Below are 17,980 nucleotides of genomic sequence, written 5' to 3' on the forward strand. Positions count from 1 at the left end.
AAATCGCGTATGGTTGCTCATTAAGCAGACAAAAAGCCGTTTTTGCGAGACGCGGCAATTTTTTCCCGACCATTTTCACTTTTACTTAAAGATGACAGAAATGTGACAACACAGGACTGTCTTCTCTGGAATGATTATGACGTAAGGAAATTCTAATGAAAAAGCGTGTTCTTGCCCTTTGCCTGGCCAGTTTCTTCTCCGTCAACGCCTTCGCACTGGTTCCCCCCGGTAACGATGTCACCACCAAGCCCGATCTCTACTATCTGACCAATGCCCAGGCCATCGACAGCCTGGCGCTGTTGCCGCCGCCGCCGGCGGTGGGCAGTATCGCGTTCTTAAACGATCAGGCGATGTATGAGCAGGGGCGCCTGCTGCGCAACACCGAGCGCGGGAAGCTGGCGGCAGAGGATGCCAACCTCAGCGCGGGCGGCGTGGCTAACGCCTTCTCCAGCGCCTTTGGTTCGCCGATCACCGAAAAAGACGCGCCGCAGCTCCATAAGCTGCTGACCAATATGATTGAAGACGCCGGCGATCTGGCGACCCGCGGCGCGAAAGAGAAGTATATGCGCATTCGCCCGTTTGCCTTCTACGGCGTCTCCACCTGCAACACCACCGAGCAGGACAAGCTGGCGAAAAACGGCTCTTACCCGTCCGGGCATACCTCCATCGGCTGGGCCACCGCCCTGGTGCTGGCGGAGATCAACCCGCAGCGGCAGAACGAAATTTTGAAGCGCGGCTATGAGCTTGGCGAGAGCCGGGTGATCTGCGGCTATCACTGGCAGAGCGATGTCGATGCGGCGCGCATCGTCGGCTCCGCGGTGGTCGCCACGCTGCACACCAACCCGGCCTTCCAGCAGCAATTGCAGAAAGCCAAAGACGAATTCGCCAAAACGCAGAAGTAACGTCATCGCCGCTGAACTCCCGGATACGGCGCCTGGCGCGCCTTGTCCGGGCGACAAATCGCGATTGATTCGAAGGGTAGGGTTTGAAGGCCGGGTCAGGCGCCAGCCGCCGCCCGGCATAGATGCGGCTCCGAGCTTGCTGCCGTCGCCCGGCGGCGCTGCGCTTGCGCGGCCAGCCGGACGGTTCCCTCTCCCTCCGGGAGAGGGCCAGGGTGAGGGGAAGCACTGCAGTGTGGTTGTTTATGTTATCTGTGGCTTCAGCGTAGTTTGCGCTCCCGGTTAATCGTCTGCGTTATGTCACTCATGGCGCCGGGAGCGCACAGGGGGCGGCCAGTCGCCGCCGCCCCCTGTACCCCCGGGCTCCGGCCAGCAAAATCGCCGCTGCGCGGTCCCTTCGACTTATCCCTGCAGGCTTCGGGTCGGGCCGAGGCAGCGTCCATGCAAAACACGGCCCTCAGCCCGCATCCATGCGGGCTGCCCCGGCCTGCCGGGAACGTCTCAGCGATTTTGAGGCCGCCAGCACCGGCAGTTTCAGCAAGAAAAGTGAATAAATTAACGACAGGTCGTACGAACGTAGGCCGGGTAAGGCGACAGCCGCCACCCGGCACAAAATCGGCTCCGTACCCGCTGTCCTTGCCCGGCGGCGCTGCGCTTGCGCGGGCCTACAGACAGTCAGAGCCGGATGCGTTGGCCGGGTAAGGCGCAAGCCGCAGCCCGGCATAACACCCGCTGACTCAGAATCGCGTCACAAACGGCGCGGTATCCGGCAGGGCAATGGTGGTTGAGGCTTTCAGCTGCGGCGTGCCCAGATAGAGGAAACCGACGATTTTATCCTGCTCGCGGCACTCGAAACCGGCGCGCACCACCGGGCTCTCGGTCAATGCTCCGCTGCGCCAGATGCCGTTGAATCCCTGAGCCAGGGCCGCCATCTGCATCGCCATCACCGCGCAGCCAGCGGACATCTCCTGCTCCCAGCGCGGCACCTTCGGGTGGTCTTCACAACGCGCCACGACGGTAATGATTAGCGGCGCGCGGAACGGCGCATTTCGGGCTTTCTCTATGCCCTTCTCATCCTGACCGGCCTCCCTGGCCCCCTTTTCCAGCAGCTGACTGAAGCGTTCGCGGCCGTCATCGGCGATAATGAAAAAGCGCCACGGCTGCAGGGTGCCATGATCCGGGGCGCGCAGCCCGGCGCGCAGTATGTTTTCCAGCTGTTCGCCGGCCGGGGCCGGTTCCGCCAGGCGGGAAGCGCTGCGGCGATTAAGCAGTAGGTCGAGAGCATCCATCTGTATAACTCCTGTGATGTCATTTTTCATAAAATTAACATGCACAAGGATTTTGTTACAGCGCGGTCGGTGATTCCTGCTGACAACCGACGGCTCACTCTTTAGGATAGCCAGACGCGGCGGCCCCTGCGGCCTGCCCATTTTTAGATAACGTTAGGGAGAAGACATGCGAACCCTTTGGCGACTGATTGCCAGCTTTTTTAAATGGACGTGGCGGATACTCAACTTTATTCGCAAACTGGCCCTCAATGCGATCTTCCTGGTACTGGTGCTGGTGTGTATCGGCATCTGGAGCCAGTTCAGCAGCACCACCAGCGAACATACCGCCCGCGGCGCGCTGCTCCTGGATATTACCGGCGTGGTGGTGGATAAACCTTCCGCCAGCAGCAAACTCGGCGTGATAGGCCGCCAGCTGTTTGGTGCCAGCTCGGACCGTTTGCAGGAGAATTCTCTGTTCGATATCGTGCAGACCATCCGTCAGGCGAAGGATGATCGTAATATCACCGGTATTGTGCTGGATCTGAAAAACTTCGTCGGCGGCGATCAGCCGTCCATGCAGTACATCGGTAAAGCGCTGCGCGAATTCCGCGACAGCGGCAAACCGGTCTATGCCGTCGGCAGCAGCTACAGCCAGGGCCAGTACTACCTGGCGAGCTTTGCCAACAAAATCTGGCTCTCGCCGCAGGGCGAGGTAGACCTCCACGGCTTCGCCACCAACGGGCTGTATTACAAGTCGCTGCTGGATAAGCTGAAAGTCTCCACCCATGTCTTCCGCGTCGGCACCTATAAATCCGCCGTCGAGCCTTTCATTCGCGATGACATGTCCCCTGCCGCCCGCGAAGCGGACAGCCGCTGGATTGGCGAACTGTGGCAGAACTACCTCAACACCATTGCCGCCAACCGGCAAATCACCGCCCAGCAGCTCTTCCCGGGCGCCCAGGGCATTATCGATGGCCTGCGTAAAGTGGGCGGCGATACGGCGAAATATGCGCTGGACAATAAGCTGGTGGATGAGCTGGCGACCTCCACGGAAGTGGAAAAAGCGCTGACCAAACAGTTTGGCTGGAGCAAAGCGGATAACAATTATCGGGCGATTAGCTATTACGACTACAACGTGAAGACGCCGTCTGACCAGGGTTCCGCTATCGCGGTGATCTTCGCCAACGGCGCCATCATGGACGGCGAGGAGACCCCGGGCAACGTCGGCGGCGATACCACCGCAGCGCAAATTCGCGATGCGCGCCTCGACCCGAAAATTAAGGCCATCGTTCTTCGCGTGAACAGCCCTGGCGGCAGCGTGACCGCCTCGGAAATCATTCGTGAAGAGCTGGCGGCAGCCAAAGCCGCGGGTAAACCGGTGGTCGTTTCAATGGGCGGCATGGCGGCGTCCGGCGGCTACTGGATCTCCACCCCCGCGGATTACATCGTGGCGAACCCAAGCACCCTCACCGGCTCCATTGGCATCTTTGGGGTGATCAACACCGTGGAAAATACCCTCGGGTCGATTGGCGTCCACACCGACGGCGTCGCCACGTCGCCGCTGGCGGATATCTCCAGCACCAAAGCGCTGCCGCCGGAAGTGCAGCAGCTGATGCAGTTGAGTATTGAGAACGGCTATCAGCGCTTTATCACCCTGGTGGCTAACGCCCGTAAGAGCACGCCGGAGAAAATCGACCAGATAGCCCAGGGCCACGTCTGGACCGGGGAAGATGCCAAAGCCAACGGTCTTGTCGACAGCCTCGGCGATTTCGACGACGCGGTGGCCAAGGCCGCCGAGCTGGCGAAGCTGAAAACCTGGCACCTTAACTACTATCAGGAAGAGCCAACCTTCTTCTCGATGGTGCTGGACAGCCTGACCGGCTCGGTACGCGCCTCGCTGCCGGCCGCCATTCAGGCCTGGCTGCCTGCGCCGGTGGCCGCGGCGGCCGAGACGGTGAAAGCGGAAAGCGACAAGCTGGCGGCGTTCAACGACCCGCAGAACCGCTATGCCTTCTGCCTGACCTGCGCCAACATTCGTTAATACGCAGCGGCTGCCCCGTATCACGGGGCAGCCTTTTTTCCGCACCTGCCAGCGTCGCCACAAAGCGAGCGGCCAACACTGTATTTTTTCCTCCGTCTCTTTATACTGCGCCTGTCTACGACCAACCTAAGCGATGCTATGCAAAAAAAATCGATTTACGTTGCCTACACCGGTGGGACCATCGGTATGCAGCGCTCCGAACACGGCTATGTACCCGTTTCCGGCCATCTGCAGCGTCAGCTGGCGCTGATGCCGGAGTTCCATCGTCCGGAGATGCCGGACTTCACGATCCATGAATACCATCCGCTGATGGATTCATCCGATATGACCCCTGAGGACTGGCAGCACATCGCCGACGATATCCGCAGCCATTACGCGGAGTATGATGGCTTTGTGATCCTCCACGGTACCGACACCATGGCGTTTACCGCCTCAGCGCTGTCGTTCATGCTGGAAAATCTCGGCAAACCGGTGATTGTGACAGGGTCACAAATCCCGCTGGCCGAGCTGCGTTCCGACGGCCAGATCAACCTGCTCAATGCCCTGTACGTCGCCGCCAACTATCCGATTAACGAAGTGGCGCTGTTCTTCAACAATCGACTGTTCCGCGGCAACCGTACCACTAAAGCCCATGCCGACGGCTTTGACGCCTTCGCCTCGCCCAACCTCGCGCCGCTGCTGGAGGCCGGGATCCATATTCGCCGTCTCGGTACCCCGCCGGCGCCGCAGGGCCGTGGGGAGCTGATTGTGCACCCCATCACCCCGCAGCCGATTGGCGTGGTGACGATTTACCCCGGCATCTCCGCCGACGTGGTGCGTAATTTCCTGCGCCAGCCGGTGAAAGCGCTGATCCTCCGCTCCTACGGCGTCGGCAATGCCCCGCAGAATGGCGAGTTTATTCAGGTGCTGGCGGAAGCCAGCCAGCGCGGCATTGTGGTGGTCAATCTGACGCAGTGTATGTCCGGCAAAGTGAACATGGGCGGCTATGCCACCGGCAATGCCCTCGCCCAGGCGGGAGTCATCAGTGGTTTCGATATGACGGTGGAAGCGACGCTGACCAAGCTACACTATCTGCTGAGCCAGCAGCTGGACGTTGACGCCATTCGCGCGGCGATGCAGCAGAATCTGCGTGGCGAACTGACCCCTGACGAAGCTTAAGGAGGACGTATGGCACATCGAGCGCTGTTACTGGTTGATTTGCAGAACGACTTCTGCGCCGGCGGCGCGCTGGCGGTTCCCGAAGGCGACAGCACCGTCGAGGTGGCCAACGCGCTTATCGACTGGAGCCTGGCGCGCGGCGAGCCCATCGTCGCCAGTCAGGACTGGCATCCGGCGGATCACGGCAGCTTCGCCAGCCAGCACCAGGTGGAGCCCTACACTGTGGGCGACCTGGACGGCCTGGCGCAAACTTTCTGGCCGGATCACTGCGTTCAGCACAGCGAAGGCGCGGCGCTGCATCCCCTGCTCAAGCAGCAGGCGATCGCCGCCGTGTTCCACAAAGGGCAAAACCGGGTCATCGACAGCTACAGCGCTTTTTTTGACAACGGTCACCGGCAGAAAACCGAACTGGACGGCTGGCTGCGTGGTCAGGGGATCGTGGAGCTGACCGTTCTCGGCCTCGCCACTGATTATTGCGTGAAGTTTACCGTGCTGGATGCTCTGGCGCTCGGCTACGCGGTCAACGTCATTACCGACGGCTGCCGCGGGGTGAACCTTCAGCCGCAGGACAGCAGCCAGGCGTTTATGGAGATGGCCGCTGCAGGCGCCACGCTCTATGCCCTTGATGACTGGCGGGAAACCCACGCCTGATCCTTCACCCGGCGCTTCCGCGCCGGGTCTTCTTCTGCCGCTTCGTTATCGTCCATAAATTGAACTCTCTCGCAGTTTCAACAAGTTATTGCTGGTAGTCTGGCAAGGCTGTTTTTTCGCCACGCCATTTCCGTGGCGCGGTTATTTTTTTATGTCAAAGAGGAACCACTATGAAACGTTTGCCCTTGCTGGCAGCCTTGCCCCTGCTTTGCGCTTCCGCGCTCTCTGCCCAACCGCTGATGTCCGTCGGCTATTTCAACGGCGGCGGCGACGTCACTGCCGGGCCGGGCGGGGATATCGACAAGCTGGACGTCCGGCAGATCACCCATCTCAACTACTCGTTTGGCCTTATCTATAACGATGAAAAAGACGAGACCAATGCGGCCCTGAAGGATCCTGACCATCTGCACGAGATCTGGCTGTCGCCAAAGGTGCAGGCGGATCTGCAAAAGCTCCCTGCCCTGCGTAAACAGAACCCGGACCTCAAGGTCCTGCTGTCGGTCGGCGGCTGGGGGGCGCGCGGTTTCTCCGGCGCGGCGGCAAGCAAAGAAACCCGTAAGGTGTTTATTCAGTCTGCGCAGGAAATTGTTGAAAAATATGGTCTGGATGGGATTGACCTCGACTGGGAGTTTCCGGTCAACGGCGCGTGGGGGCTGGTTGCCAGTCAACCGGCCGATCGCGATAACTTCACCGCGCTGTTAAAAGAGCTGCGCGCAGCGTTTGGTACGAAGAAACTGGTTACTATTGCCGTGGGCGCCAACGCCGAGAGCCCGAAAAGCTGGGTGGATGTCAAAGCGGTGGCCCCGGTGCTGAACTACATCAACCTGATGACCTACGACATGGCCTACGGCACGCAGTACTTCAACTCGAACCTGTATGACTCCAGCCACTGGCCGACGGTCGCCGCGGCGGATAAATACAGCGCCGATTTTGTGGTCAACAATTACCTGGCCGCCGGGCTTAAACCCAGCCAGATGAACCTCGGGATTGGTTTTTATGGCCGGGTACCAAAACGGGCGGTCGAGCCGGGGATCGACTGGAGTAAAGCGGATGCGCAAAAGAACCCGGTCACCCAGCCCTATTTTGGTCCACAGCAGATCGCGCTGTTTGCCTCGCTGGGCTATGACCTGAGCAAAGACACCTACGTGAAATACAATGATATCGTGGGCAAATTGCTCAACGATCCGCAGAAACGCTTTACCGAGCACTGGGACGATGAGGCGAAAGTTCCGTGGCTGTCGGTGCAGTCCGCGGAGGGCAAGCCGCTGTTCGCCCTCTCCTATGAGAACCCGCGCTCGGTAGCCATCAAGGCGGACTACATCAAGGCGAAGGGCCTCGCCGGGGCGATGTTCTGGGAGTATGGCGCCGATGACCAGAACCAGCTGGCCCGCCAGCTGGCGGAATCCCTGGGGATCAAACACTAATCGCGGCTGTTTCGCCGCATCGCCGCCGCCGGGCGGCGTGACGCAGGCAGCATCGCCTGCAATGCAGGTATATCGCGCCGCCCGGGATAGGTTATGATGCCTGTTATCCGCTGCGCCAGGGGCTGGCGCAGCTTAACCGTTTGACAGGAGGCAGGGGGCCATGGCCTATATCCCCAAAAATTACGCACGTCTGGAAGTGGGTTATCGCGAAAAGGCGCTCAAGCTCTTTCCCTGGGTATGCGGACGCTGCTCGCGGGAGTTTGTCTACTCCAATCTGCGCGAGCTGACGGTGCACCATATCGATCACGACCACTCCAATAACCCGGAAGATGGCAGCAACTGGGAGATGTTGTGCCTCTACTGTCACGATCACGAACACTCCAAGTACACCGAAGCCGATCAGTATGGCTCCACGGTGGTGGCCGGCGAAGATGCACAAAAGAGCGTCGGCGAGGCCACCTACAATCCGTTTGCCGACCTGAAAGCGATGATGAACAAAAAGTAAGCAAAGCGGCTGACCGTCGAGCGCGGTCGTAGACGCTGACCCTTCCGGCGCCGGATCACCCGACGCCGGAACCTCTCCCCGCCGGCCGGCGGTTTATTGCAGCTTCACGGTGGCGATCGGCTTCGGCACGATACCGAAATCTTCCTTCAGCTGCTGTTTGCTCTTCATCACCATCTGCCCGCGAGTATTGATGGTCATATGCTGGGCGTCGGTGTTATACCGGGCCTGCCACAGCATCACCAGCTGCAGGCTATTTTCCTTCTGCTCCGGCGTCAGCGCCACGCCATCCGGCCATTTTCCCAGCTCCACCGCCGTCGCCAGACGCTGATACACTTCCGGGGTCATGCTGTCGATAATTTGCTCAATATCCATCTTCCGCTCATCTCCACCAGGAATAATTTGCTGAATCGTTTCTTCAACCCTTGATCTGCTCGCCGTTCTGCTCATCGGTGAAGCTGAGCGACGCCGAATTCACACAATAGCGCTCGCCGGTCGGCTGCGGGCCATCCGGAAACACGTGACCGAGGTGGGCATCACAATTTCCGCAGCGGATCTCAATGCGCTGCATGCCGTGGGAGCTGTCGTCCAGATAGCGAATGGCCTCTTCGCTTACCGGCTCGTAGAAGCTCGGCCAGCCGCAGCCGGAGTCGTACTTGCTCTGGGAGTTGAACAGCGGCGCATCGCACACCAGGCAGTGATACACGCCATTTTTCTTGTTGTGCAGCAGCCGTCCGGTGAAAGGCGGTTCGGTACCATGATGTTGGGTCACGTAAAACTGCATTTCGCTCAAGCCGTTTTTCAGCTCTTCCGGGGAGGGTTTATTTGCCATGGGCTTACATCTCGCTTTGCAATGGACAACTTTCGCCCCAATTCTAACAAAACATTAACAATGAAGCGTACACTTTTGTTCTAAACTTATCCGGTGCCCACAGGCAGCCAGATAATTGTGACTTAAATCACGTTTTTATCTTAAATGCCCTTTAAAATTCCGCGCGCAGCCCCCATATGGAATTGGGCTCAAAGGGAGAGTGAGGCAAATCAATCGCGCAAAGGTCTGCTCAGGATTGATTTGTCGCAATGATTGACACGATTCCGCTTGACGCTGCGTAAGGTTTTTGTAATTTTACAGGCAACCTTTTATTCACTAACAAATAGCTGGTGGAATATATGACTATCAAAGTAGGTATCAACGGTTTTGGCCGTATCGGTCGCATTGTTTTCCGTGCTGCTCAGAAACGTTCTGACATCGAGATCGTTGCAATCAACGACCTGTTAGACGCAGAGTACATGGCTTACATGCTGAAGTATGACTCCACTCACGGTCGTTTCGACGGCACCGTTGAAGTGAAAGACGGTCATCTGGTCGTTAACGGTAAAAAAATCCGTGTTACCGCTGAACGTGACCCGGCTAACCTGAAGTGGGACGAAGTTGGTGTTGACGTTGTTGCTGAAGCAACCGGTATCTTCCTGACCGACGAAACCGCTCGTAAACACATCACCGCTGGCGCGAAAAAAGTCGTTCTGACTGGCCCGTCCAAAGACAACACCCCGATGTTCGTTCGCGGCGCTAACTTCGACACTTACGCTGGCCAGGACATCGTTTCCAACGCATCCTGCACCACCAACTGCCTGGCGCCGCTGGCTAAAGTCATCAACGACAACTTCGGTATCGTTGAAGGCCTGATGACCACCGTCCACGCTACCACCGCTACCCAGAAAACCGTTGATGGCCCGTCTCACAAAGACTGGCGCGGCGGCCGCGGCGCAGCTCAGAACATCATCCCGTCCTCTACCGGCGCTGCTAAAGCAGTAGGTAAAGTACTGCCAGAACTGAACGGCAAACTGACCGGTATGGCGTTCCGCGTTCCGACTCCGAACGTATCCGTTGTTGACCTGACCGTTCGTCTGGAAAAAGCAGCGTCCTACGAAGAAATCAAGAAAGCTATCAAAGCCGCTTCTGAAGGCGCAATGAAAGGCGTTCTGGGTTACACCGAAGACGACGTTGTTTCTACCGACTTCAACGGCGAAGTTTGCACTTCCGTGTTCGATGCTAAAGCGGGTATCGCACTGAACGACAACTTCGTTAAACTGGTTTCCTGGTACGACAACGAAACTGGCTACTCCAACAAAGTTCTGGATCTGATTGCCCACATCTCCAAATAAGTTGAGATGAAAAAGTAATCTGTAAGAGCGACTTCGGTCGCTCTTTTTTTTGTCTGCAGAGATAGGATTGCACAATGATAAATAAAATTTTTGCTCTCCCGGTGAATGAAACCATTTCGCCCGTTATCTCCCGTCGCCAGCTGGACGACCTGGAGCTGATTGTCATCGACCATCCGCAGGTGAAAGCCTCTGTGGCGCTGCAGGGGGCGCATCTGCTCTCCTGGAAACCCGCCGGTGAAGAAGAAGTCCTGTGGCTGAGCAACAACACCCCGTTTAAACAGGGCGTCGCCCTGCGCGGCGGCGTGCCGATTTGCTGGCCCTGGTTTGGCCCATCGGCGCAGCAGGGCCTGCCGTCGCACGGCTTTGCCCGCAACCTGCCGTGGACCCTGGAAGGCCATGATGAAGACGACGGCGGCGTGATGTTGACCTTTGCGCTGCAGAACAGCGCCGAAACCATGAAGCTGTGGCCGCATGAGTTCACCCTCTATGCCCGCTTCAAGCTGGGCAAGACCTGCGAAATCGAGCTGGAAGCCCACGGCGAATTTGAGACCACCTCTGCCCTGCACAGCTACTTCAACGTCGGCGATATCGCGGCGGTGAAAGTGAGCGGTCTTGGCGAGCGCTATATCGATAAAGTGAAAAATGCCGAAGAAGGCGTTCTGAGCAACGGCGTGCAGACCTTCCCGGATCGTACCGACCGCGTCTATCTCGACGCCGAAGGCTGCAGCGTGATCCACGACGACGCGCTCAGTCGCACTATCGACGTGGTGCATCATCATCAGCACAACGTGGTGGCCTGGAACCCGGGCCCGGCGCTGTCCGTCAGCATGGGCGACATGCCGGACGATGGCTACAAAACCTTCGTGTGCGTCGAAACCTGCTGCGTGACCCAGCCGCAGAAAGCCAGTGAAGAGACCCCGTCTCGCCTGGCGCAAACCATCAGCGTGAAAAAACGCTAAGCGCAAAAAGCCCCGTTTATCACGGGGCTTTTTCTCTTCTCCACCAGGATGCGCTGTGGGTTAAACCATATCCAACCGGGTTTTCCGCGGCGGCGGTGGATAGAGGCGGTCCAGCTGCGCAAGCTCTTGCGGGCTGAGAACGAGATCAAGCGCGGCGGCATTCTGCACCACATGTTCAATACTGGCCGCTTTCGGGATCGCCAGCATTCCCGGATGACGAATCACCCAGGCCAGCAGCAGCTGCGCCACCGTCACGCCCCGCTCGTTAGCCATTTTGATGATATCGGTATGCTGAAAAAGTCCATCACGTAAGCGCCCCGCCTGCGCCAGCGGACAATAGGCCATCACCGGCAGGGTGTGCTGCTGGCACCAGGGCAGGAGATCGTATTCAATGCCCCGCGACGCGAGATGATAGAGCACCTGATTGGTGGCGCAGCGTTCGCCACCCGCCGTGCGCCACAGCGCCTGCATATCGTCGGTGTCCAGATTGGAGACGCCCCAGCGGCGGATTTTACCCTCGGCCACCAGCCTTTCCATCGCCTCGACCGTCTCCTCTAGCGGGATATCGCCCCGCCAGTGCAGGAGATACATATCCAGATAGTCGGTCTGCAGCCGGCGTAGACTGTTTTCACAGGCGCGGGGCATCGCCGCGCCGCCGGCGTGCCAGGGATAGACTTTGGAGACCAGCACCACCCGGTCGCGCAGGCCGCGGACCGCCTGGCCCACCACCTCCTCCGCCCCGCCGTCGGCATACATCTCAGCGGTATCGATTACCGTCAGGCCATGGTCGATGCCCGCGCGCAGTGCAGCCACCTCCTGCTGACGCTGCGCCGCGTTCTCGCCCATATACCAGGTCCCCAGCCCGATGGCCGGAACTGCCGCCTGCTCGCCAAAGCATACTGTTTTTTTCACCATCGTCTCCTCCTTAGCGCCCTGCACCACCATAAAGCAAAACAGGGCACGAAGCCCTGTTTTGATGCATAAAGCGCACTGTAATAATGCACAATCAGAAGGTGTAAGTGATCCCGGTTGAGATCAGACCGCTCCAGGATTTGTCCACCATCGGGCTATCGGTAATTTCATCCGACAGACGGGTGTAGCGCGCAATACCGTATACGCTCCAGTCGCCGAGGAAGCGATAGTTGGCCGACAGCTCCAGATACGGGTTCCAGCTGCTGTCCGGATCGTAGCTGCGCATGCCGCTACGACGGGACTCGTGCTGCGAGACGCCATAATAGTATTCGTTCTGATTGTCGCTGTTCCACTCCACGCCGATGCCCGGCGTCAGCGTCAGGTTCCCGTTGGTGTAGCGGTACAGCCAGGCGAGATCCCAGTTGATGCCGTTGCTGTTATCCAGCGTATCGCCGGCAATCGTCGTGCGCAGGAAACCATAGGGCGTGTTGTGGACATAAGAAAGACCGGCCATCACGGTTGATTTACGTTTATCCAGGCGACGCATTTGTTCGCTATCGCTGTCGCCCGGCTTGAAGTACATCGGCGACCAGTAAGCCGTTATCGACAGCTTATCATTGGTGTCATTCCACAGGTAGTAACCCCCACCCAGACCGTGGAACCAGAAGTTATCGCTCTCATAACTAATGACCGGCACCGGATACACATCCGCATCATACTGCTTGTACGGATGCTCAACGATGCCGACGCCAGCGCCAAGCGTGAACTTCCCATCGGCATGCGCCGCGCTGGCGGAGGTCGCAATCAGCACGCCGAGTGCCAGAAGTTTGATTTTAGTCACAATCCATATTCCCGTTGTCAAATAATCAGCCCGTGCAGTTTACCGTCGTAGGTCTCATGCCTCAAATTCTTTACCCGATATGACACAAATCGTTCACTTTCCCACCCTTCTCTTACCATCTGGTGACAGCCCGATGACAGCTTCACGTCCCGGCGAAGCAAAAAGCGTCTTTTTCAGGATGAGTTATTGATATGTCATTGAAATTGATTTTCTGCGTCATGCAAGATTTCTAAATGCATCTACGCTTAAATTTAGAAGGTGTAATTGCAGGGCACATTCACGCTACCCCACCCGCAACCTGGCATAAGGGTTGCTGGATACCAGGAGAGCGATGTTCAGCTTATGTCTTCCGGGGGCCCCCACTATTCATATGAACGGCTCTCAACCTGTGCTAAAAAACGAAAGGACGGCATGCCATGAATATATTCGATCACTATCGCCAGCGCTATGAAGCTGCCAAGGACGAAGAGTTCACACTGCAGGAGTTTCTTACCATCTGCCGGCAAGATCGCAGTGCCTATGCCAATGCGGCAGAACGTCTGTTGATGGCCATTGGTGAACCCGTCATGGTTGATACGGCTCTCGAGCCGCGGCTATCCCGTCTCTTTTCAAACCGGGTTATCGCACGCTATCCGGCGTTTGAAGAGTTTTACGGTATGGAAGACGCCATTGAGCAGATCGTTTCCTACCTCAAGCATGCCGCCCAGGGGCTGGAAGAGAAGAAACAGATCCTCTATCTGCTGGGACCGGTGGGCGGGGGTAAATCATCGCTGGCTGAACGGCTGAAAGCCCTGATGCAGCGCGTGCCTATCTATGTACTGAGCGCCAACGGCGAGCGCAGCCCGGTTAACGATCACCCGCTGTGCCTGTTCAATCCGCAGGAGGATGCGCAGATCCTTCAGAAAGAGTATGGCGTCCCTACCCGCTATCTCGGCACTATTATGTCGCCATGGGCGGCCAAACGCCTGCATGAGTTTGGCGGCGATATCACGAAATTCCGCGTGGTCAAAGTCTGGCCATCGATTCTCGAACAGGTCGCCATCGCCAAAACCGAACCGGGCGATGAAAACAACCAGGATATTTCGGCGCTGGTGGGTAAAGTGGATATTCGCAAGCTGGAACACTATGCGCAGAACGACCCGGACGCCTACGGCTACTCCGGTGCGCTGTGCCGCGCCAACCAGGGGATCATGGAGTTCGTCGAGATGTTTAAAGCGCCGATCAAGGTGCTGCATCCGCTGCTGACCGCGACTCAGGAAGGTAACTACAACGGGACCGAAGGGATCTCCGCCCTGCCGTTTAACGGGATCATCCTTGCCCACTCTAACGAATCGGAATGGGTGACCTTCCGTAATAACAAAAACAATGAGGCCTTCCTCGACCGCGTCTATATCGTCAAAGTGCCTTATTGCCTGCGGATCTCCGAAGAGATCCGTATCTATGAAAAACTGCTCAACAGCAGCGAGTTGACTCATGCGCCATGCGCCCCGGGCACTCTGGAAACGCTGGCGCACTTCTCGATTCTGTCGCGCCTGAAAGAGCCGGAAAACTCGAGTATCTACTCGAAAATGCGGGTCTATGACGGCGAGAGCCTGAAAGATACCGACCCGAAAGCGAAATCCTATCAGGAGTATCGCGACTATGCCGGGGTGGATGAAGGGATGAACGGGCTCTCCACCCGCTTCGCCTTTAAGATCCTCTCAAGGGTGTTTAACTTCGACCATGTTGAAGTGGCGGCCAACCCGGTGCATCTGTTCTATGTCCTGGAGCAGCAGATTGAGCGCGAACAGTTCCCGCAGGAGCAGGCCGAGCGCTATCTGGAGTTCCTCAAAGGCTATCTGATCCCGAAATACGCCGAGTTTATCGGCAAAGAGATCCAGACCGCCTATCTGGAATCCTACTCCGAGTATGGGCAGAACATTTTCGATCGCTATGTCACCTACGCTGACTTCTGGATCCAGGATCAGGAATACCGCGATCCGGACACCGGCCAGCTGTTTGACCGTGAATCATTGAATGCCGAGCTGGAGAAAATTGAGAAGCCGGCCGGGATCAGCAACCCGAAAGACTTCCGTAATGAAATCGTCAACTTTGTGCTGCGCGCCAGAGCCAACAACAGCGGACGTAATCCGAACTGGACCAGCTATGAGAAACTGCGCACGGTTATTGAGAAGAAAATGTTCTCCAATACCGAAGAGCTGTTGCCGGTCATTTCGTTTAACGCCAAAACCTCAACCGATGAGCAGAAAAAACACGACGACTTTGTCGACCGCATGATGGAGAAAGGCTACACCCGCAAACAGGTTCGCCTGCTGTGCGAGTGGTACCTGCGGGTTCGTAAATCGTCCTGATGCGTCCAGCCCGGCGGTGCGCCGCCGGGTCAACTGCAGCTGAATGATGATAAGTAAAGTTGGCTAATGCAGTACAGGAGGGCATATGACCTGGTTCATAGACCGACGCCTGAACGGGAAAAACAAAAGCGCCGTCAATCGTCAGCGCTTTTTGCGCCGTTATAAGGCGCAGATTAAACAATCAATCTCCGAGGCCATCAACAAGCGCTCGGTGACCGATATTGAGAGCGGAGAATCCGTCTCGATCCCGACGGACGATATCAACGAGCCGATGTTTCATCAGGGTCGCGGCGGACTACGCAACCGCGTCCACCCGGGTAATGACCATTTCGTGCAAAACGATCGGATCGAACGCCCGCAAGGGGGCGGCGGCGGCGGTGGCAGCGGTCAGGGGCAAGCCAGCGCCGATGGCGAAGGGAAGGATGAGTTTGTCTTCCAGATTTCAAAAGATGAGTACCTGGATCTTCTGTTTGAAGATCTCGCCCTGCCGAACCTGAAGAAAAATCAGCACCGGCAGCTAAACGAGTTTAAAACCCATCGCGCGGGTTTTACCTCTAACGGGGTGCCGGCCAACATCAGCGTGGTGCGTTCGCTGCAGAACTCGCTGGCCCGCCGGACGGCGATGACCGCCGGCAAGCGCCGTGAACTACGCGCTCTGGAGGAGGATCTGGAGACCATCAGCCGCAGCGAGCCGGTGCAGCTGCTGGAGGAGGAGCGCCTGCGCAAAGAGATTGCCGAACTGCGGGCTAAAATTGAACGGGTGCCGTTTATCGACACCTTTGACTTACGCTACAAAAATTATGAAAAACGGCCAGAGCCCTCCAGCCAGGCGGTAATGTTCTGCCTGATGGACGTCTCAGGCTCGATGGACCAGGCCACCAAAGACATGGCCAAGCGCTTTTATATCCTGCTGTATTTGTTTCTCAGCCGGACCTATAAAAACGTCGATGTGGTCTATATCCGCCACCACACCCAGGCGAAAGAGGTGGATGAACACGAATTCTTCTATTCTCAGGAAACCGGCGGCACCATCGTTTCCAGCGCCCTCAAGCTGATGGATGAGGTGGTGCAGGCGCGTTATGACCCGGCGCAGTGGAACATCTACGCCGCCCAGGCGTCGGATGGCGACAACTGGGCCGATGACTCCCCACTGTGCCACGAACTGCTGGCGAAGAAAATTCTGCCGGTGGTGCGTTATTACAGCTATATCGAAATTACCCGCCGGGCGCACCAGACCCTGTGGCGCGAGTATGAACACCTGCAGGCGACCTTTGATAATTTCGCCATGCAGCATATTCGCGACCAGGAGGATATCTACCCGGTATTCCGCGAACTGTTTCACAAGCAGTCCTCTAAAAGTGAAGCGTAGTTAAATAAAATCAGCCAGTTAGCGTCACCTGCTGGCTGATTTATTTTTTAAATGCTTTTATTTCTCTATTAATCAATACGCTCATTTTTTGTGCAGAATAGATGCAACTGCCTCATCGCAAAATGCTTCTTTCCCCCATGTTGTACATTCCAGGTACAAATCCCTAACCCTGTGTATTATAACTGCCTAATCTGCTTCAAACATTCACGCGATCGTCAGCGTTGCACTGTTTCCACTCTCAGGAGCCTGCTATGACCCCTTTTTATCAATTGACCGCCACCCGCCTGCGCGGCCAACCTCTCTCCATGGCTGACTATGCTGGCAAGGTGGTTCTGGTGGTGAATACGGCCAGCCATTGTGGCTTCACGTCACAGTATGCTGGCCTGGAAGCGCTCTACAAAAAGTACGCGGCTCAGGGGCTGGTGGTGCTTGGTTTTCCGTGCAACCAGTTTGGCAAGCAGGAACCCGGCGGTGCGGATGAAATCGAGCAGACCTGTCACGTTAACTACGGCGTGAGCTTCCCGATGTTTGCGAAAGTGGACGTCAACGGCCCCGCTGCACACCCGCTGTTTCGTTATTTGAAACAAGCGTTGCCCGGCGTGCTCGGCGGACGGATCAAGTGGAATTTCACCAAGTTCCTCATCGGTCGCGACGGCACACCCCTCACGCGTTTTGCGCCGTTCACGACACCGGAGAAAATGGAGGCTTCCATTGTTGCCGCCCTCAAGCGCTGAGTGTGCAGTCATTCCACGTTCACCCAACGGTGGCTGTCTGCCCATACAAGATAGATGTTGGTTCCTGGCCTGTAGCCGACCGCGCCAGCTGTCGCCGGAACGCCCTATTTCACGTCAGGGGCTGTAAACGCGCAAAACCGTAAGATGCTATATGCGAAGCGCCTGTTTCTGGTTGACGAACTTATCAGTTGCGGGAGAATAATGCTGACAAACGCATGCCAGCTTATTCCCGTCAGGATCGCGCAGGTAGGCCACATAAAAGTCGGGGCCATAGGCGGGGCGTGTGCCCGGTGCGCCTTCATTTTGCCCTCCTGCAAGAAGGCCTGCGGCATGGAACTGTCTGACAATCTCTGCGTTATCAGCCTGGAATGCAAACATTGTCCCGTTTCCCGCCGTTGCGGAATGTCCGTCAAAAGGAGGGCAAATACAAAAGCTGAACGCCTTATCCGGATTATTTTTATCTCCCCACATTGCCCAGCTGTCTGTCCAGGCAGGCAGACGTGAGTAGCCAAGAACATTAAAAATAGCGTCATAAAAATCTACTGAGCGCTGAAAATCATTGGTACCTATCGTGATATAAGCCAGCATCTTATGACATCCTCTTTGCCGTTTCCCAGAACAGGCAGGATACCTCTTAACGTAACCATAAACGATTTCCTCTGATGCGCCTGACGCCGTTTGCCGTCTGAGCATCGGCGGTTTCGA

The 17,980-nt window shown here is 57.1% G+C and carries 17 protein-coding genes; 11 read left to right on the forward strand and 6 right to left on the reverse strand.

Annotated features, from left to right (window positions below; genetic code table 11):
- Positions 1-155: 155 nt before the first annotated feature.
- Positions 156-902, forward strand: coding sequence for an acid phosphatase PhoC (gene phoC, locus ACQUTP_RS22390; RefSeq protein ID WP_004203793.1), 747 nt, complete (start codon positions 156-158; stop codon positions 900-902).
- 734 nt (positions 903-1,636) lie between these two features.
- Here phoC and ACQUTP_RS22395 read toward each other — a convergent pair.
- Positions 1,637-2,188, reverse strand: a complete 552-nt coding sequence (locus ACQUTP_RS22395; RefSeq protein ID WP_004176531.1) for an NAD(P)H nitroreductase — start codon at positions 2,186-2,188, stop codon at positions 1,637-1,639.
- Between the two features lie 166 nt (positions 2,189-2,354).
- On the opposite strand from ACQUTP_RS22395, the gene sppA reads away from it, so the two are divergent.
- From sppA to yajD, 5 genes are all read left to right on the forward strand, one after another.
- Positions 2,355-4,208 (forward strand): signal peptide peptidase SppA, encoded by a 1,854-nt coding sequence (gene sppA / locus ACQUTP_RS22400; protein ID WP_049117586.1) that lies wholly within the window; start codon positions 2,355-2,357, stop codon positions 4,206-4,208.
- Positions 4,209-4,346: 138 nt separating this feature from the next.
- Positions 4,347-5,366 carry an asparaginase gene (ansA, locus tag ACQUTP_RS22405; protein ID WP_004203791.1) on the forward strand — a complete coding sequence of 340 codons (1,020 nt, stop codon included), beginning with the start codon at positions 4,347-4,349 and terminating at the stop codon, positions 5,364-5,366.
- A 9-nt stretch (positions 5,367-5,375) separates the two neighbouring features.
- Complete coding sequence (pncA, locus tag ACQUTP_RS22410; RefSeq protein ID WP_208692706.1) at positions 5,376-6,017, forward strand: bifunctional nicotinamidase/pyrazinamidase; 642 nt, start codon at positions 5,376-5,378, stop codon at positions 6,015-6,017.
- A 170-nt stretch (positions 6,018-6,187) separates the two neighbouring features.
- Positions 6,188-7,441: a glycoside hydrolase family 18 protein gene (locus tag ACQUTP_RS22415; protein ID WP_004203789.1), complete on the forward strand. Its 1,254-nt coding sequence runs from the start codon at positions 6,188-6,190 to the stop codon at positions 7,439-7,441.
- Positions 7,442-7,601: 160 nt separating this feature from the next.
- Positions 7,602-7,946 (forward strand): HNH nuclease YajD, encoded by a 345-nt coding sequence (gene yajD, locus ACQUTP_RS22420; RefSeq protein ID WP_002901254.1) that lies wholly within the window; start codon positions 7,602-7,604, stop codon positions 7,944-7,946.
- Positions 7,947-8,039: 93 nt separating this feature from the next.
- Here the strand turns inward: yajD and ACQUTP_RS22425 are convergent, their stop codons facing one another.
- The gene (locus ACQUTP_RS22425; protein ID WP_285755367.1) at positions 8,040-8,318 is read right to left on the reverse strand and encodes a YeaC family protein; all 279 of its coding nucleotides are present in this window, start codon (positions 8,316-8,318) and stop codon (positions 8,040-8,042) included.
- Between the two features lie 43 nt (positions 8,319-8,361).
- The gene (msrB, locus tag ACQUTP_RS22430) at positions 8,362-8,775 is read right to left on the reverse strand and encodes a peptide-methionine (R)-S-oxide reductase MsrB (protein WP_023317991.1); all 414 of its coding nucleotides are present in this window, start codon (positions 8,773-8,775) and stop codon (positions 8,362-8,364) included.
- Between the two features lie 338 nt (positions 8,776-9,113).
- Between msrB and gapA the strand changes: the two genes are divergently transcribed.
- Both gapA and ACQUTP_RS22440 read left to right on the forward strand, forming a co-directional pair.
- Positions 9,114-10,109 carry a glyceraldehyde-3-phosphate dehydrogenase gene (gene gapA, locus ACQUTP_RS22435; protein WP_004203784.1) on the forward strand — a complete coding sequence of 332 codons (996 nt, stop codon included), beginning with the start codon at positions 9,114-9,116 and terminating at the stop codon, positions 10,107-10,109.
- A gap of 74 nt (positions 10,110-10,183) precedes the next feature.
- Positions 10,184-11,068, forward strand: a complete 885-nt coding sequence (locus ACQUTP_RS22440; protein ID WP_004203783.1) for a D-hexose-6-phosphate mutarotase — start codon at positions 10,184-10,186, stop codon at positions 11,066-11,068.
- A gap of 60 nt (positions 11,069-11,128) precedes the next feature.
- Here the strand turns inward: ACQUTP_RS22440 and ACQUTP_RS22445 are convergent, their stop codons facing one another.
- Together ACQUTP_RS22445 and ACQUTP_RS22450 are read right to left on the reverse strand one after the other, a co-directional pair.
- Positions 11,129-11,983, reverse strand: a complete 855-nt coding sequence (locus ACQUTP_RS22445; RefSeq protein WP_032455845.1) for an aldo/keto reductase — start codon at positions 11,981-11,983, stop codon at positions 11,129-11,131.
- 91 nt (positions 11,984-12,074) lie between these two features.
- A complete protein-coding gene (locus ACQUTP_RS22450) occupies positions 12,075-12,821 on the reverse strand; it encodes a MipA/OmpV family protein (protein WP_004203780.1) in 747 nt (248 codons plus the stop codon).
- 416 nt (positions 12,822-13,237) lie between these two features.
- Here ACQUTP_RS22450 and yeaG point away from each other — a divergent pair, with 416 nt between their 5' ends.
- The 3 genes from yeaG to ACQUTP_RS22465 all read left to right on the forward strand — a co-directional run bounded on the left by yeaG (position 13,238) and on the right by ACQUTP_RS22465 (position 17,275).
- Complete coding sequence (gene yeaG / locus ACQUTP_RS22455) at positions 13,238-15,172, forward strand: protein kinase YeaG (RefSeq protein WP_428902446.1); 1,935 nt, start codon at positions 13,238-13,240, stop codon at positions 15,170-15,172.
- A gap of 85 nt (positions 15,173-15,257) precedes the next feature.
- A complete protein-coding gene (locus ACQUTP_RS22460; protein ID WP_049115129.1) occupies positions 15,258-16,541 on the forward strand; it encodes a YeaH/YhbH family protein in 1,284 nt (427 codons plus the stop codon).
- Positions 16,542-16,792: 251 nt separating this feature from the next.
- Positions 16,793-17,275 carry a glutathione peroxidase gene (locus ACQUTP_RS22465; protein WP_004203776.1) on the forward strand — a complete coding sequence of 161 codons (483 nt, stop codon included), beginning with the start codon at positions 16,793-16,795 and terminating at the stop codon, positions 17,273-17,275.
- 147 nt (positions 17,276-17,422) lie between these two features.
- On the opposite strand, the gene ACQUTP_RS22470 is transcribed toward ACQUTP_RS22465, so the two are convergent.
- Positions 17,423-17,863 (reverse strand): VOC family protein, encoded by a 441-nt coding sequence (locus ACQUTP_RS22470; protein WP_004203774.1) that lies wholly within the window; start codon positions 17,861-17,863, stop codon positions 17,423-17,425.
- Between the last annotated feature and the right edge of the window lie 117 nt (positions 17,864-17,980).

This window comes from Klebsiella sp. 2-CIP_Kleb. (genome assembly GCF_050378715.1).
Taxonomy (GTDB): Bacteria; Pseudomonadota; Gammaproteobacteria; order Enterobacterales; family Enterobacteriaceae; genus Klebsiella; species Klebsiella quasipneumoniae.

What these genes read in the sequence shown, in the direction of transcription:
- ACQUTP_RS22470 (WP_004203774.1), bottom strand. Translation starts at nt 17,863, where the DNA reads ATGCTGGCTTATATCACGATAGGTACCAATGATTTTCAGCGCTCAGTA.
- gapA (WP_004203784.1), top strand. Translation starts at nt 9,114, where the DNA reads ATGACTATCAAAGTAGGTATCAACGGTTTTGGCCGTATCGGTCGCATT.
- pncA (WP_208692706.1), top strand. Translation starts at nt 5,376, where the DNA reads ATGGCACATCGAGCGCTGTTACTGGTTGATTTGCAGAACGACTTCTGC.
- ACQUTP_RS22465 (WP_004203776.1), top strand. Translation starts at nt 16,793, where the DNA reads ATGACCCCTTTTTATCAATTGACCGCCACCCGCCTGCGCGGCCAACCT.
- yajD (WP_002901254.1), top strand. Translation starts at nt 7,602, where the DNA reads ATGGCCTATATCCCCAAAAATTACGCACGTCTGGAAGTGGGTTATCGC.
- ACQUTP_RS22440 (WP_004203783.1), top strand. Translation starts at nt 10,184, where the DNA reads ATGATAAATAAAATTTTTGCTCTCCCGGTGAATGAAACCATTTCGCCC.
- ACQUTP_RS22415 (WP_004203789.1), top strand. Translation starts at nt 6,188, where the DNA reads ATGAAACGTTTGCCCTTGCTGGCAGCCTTGCCCCTGCTTTGCGCTTCC.
- ansA (WP_004203791.1), top strand. Translation starts at nt 4,347, where the DNA reads ATGCAAAAAAAATCGATTTACGTTGCCTACACCGGTGGGACCATCGGT.
- phoC (WP_004203793.1), top strand. Translation starts at nt 156, where the DNA reads ATGAAAAAGCGTGTTCTTGCCCTTTGCCTGGCCAGTTTCTTCTCCGTC.
- ACQUTP_RS22445 (WP_032455845.1), bottom strand. Translation starts at nt 11,983, where the DNA reads ATGGTGAAAAAAACAGTATGCTTTGGCGAGCAGGCGGCAGTTCCGGCC.
- sppA (WP_049117586.1), top strand. Translation starts at nt 2,355, where the DNA reads ATGCGAACCCTTTGGCGACTGATTGCCAGCTTTTTTAAATGGACGTGG.
- ACQUTP_RS22425 (WP_285755367.1), bottom strand. Translation starts at nt 8,318, where the DNA reads ATGGATATTGAGCAAATTATCGACAGCATGACCCCGGAAGTGTATCAG.
- ACQUTP_RS22395 (WP_004176531.1), bottom strand. Translation starts at nt 2,188, where the DNA reads ATGGATGCTCTCGACCTACTGCTTAATCGCCGCAGCGCTTCCCGCCTG.
- ACQUTP_RS22460 (WP_049115129.1), top strand. Translation starts at nt 15,258, where the DNA reads ATGACCTGGTTCATAGACCGACGCCTGAACGGGAAAAACAAAAGCGCC.
- yeaG (WP_428902446.1), top strand. Translation starts at nt 13,238, where the DNA reads ATGAATATATTCGATCACTATCGCCAGCGCTATGAAGCTGCCAAGGAC.
- msrB (WP_023317991.1), bottom strand. Translation starts at nt 8,775, where the DNA reads ATGGCAAATAAACCCTCCCCGGAAGAGCTGAAAAACGGCTTGAGCGAA.